This is a genomic window from Colwellia marinimaniae (assembly GCF_002207865.1).
GTDB lineage: Bacteria > Pseudomonadota > Gammaproteobacteria > Enterobacterales > Alteromonadaceae > Colwellia > Colwellia marinimaniae.
Genome location: NZ_BDQM01000218.1, coordinates 1 through 279, shown reverse-complemented (window position 1 = coordinate 279; position 279 = coordinate 1). Strand labels below are relative to the sequence as shown.

Genomic DNA, 279 nt, shown 5'->3' with positions numbered 1-279 from the left:
TTACTGTTCCCTGTCACTCACATGGCCTCAGCACACAATATCTCAAAAGCACAACAATTCATTGATGGCTTAAGTGCAAATGGTGGCACTGAAATGTACCGACCATTAAGCAACGCGTTAATGATGAAAAAAGATAAAACGCAGTCTTCAAAAGCAATTCGCCAAATAGTATTTATTACTGACGGTGCTGTCGCTAATGAATTTGAGCTTATGCAATTACTTAACACCGCTCAGGGGGATTTTCGTTTGTATACCGTAGGAATAGGCGCAGCACCCAAT

General features: G+C 41.2%; 1 protein-coding gene. It reads left to right on the top strand.

All coding sequences use genetic code 11. The annotated features are described in order from the left end of the window. Positions 1–3: 3 nt before the first annotated feature. The coding region (locus MTCD1_RS18990; RefSeq protein WP_498067571.1) for a vWA domain-containing protein at positions 4–279 on the top strand (276 nt) is incomplete at its 3' end.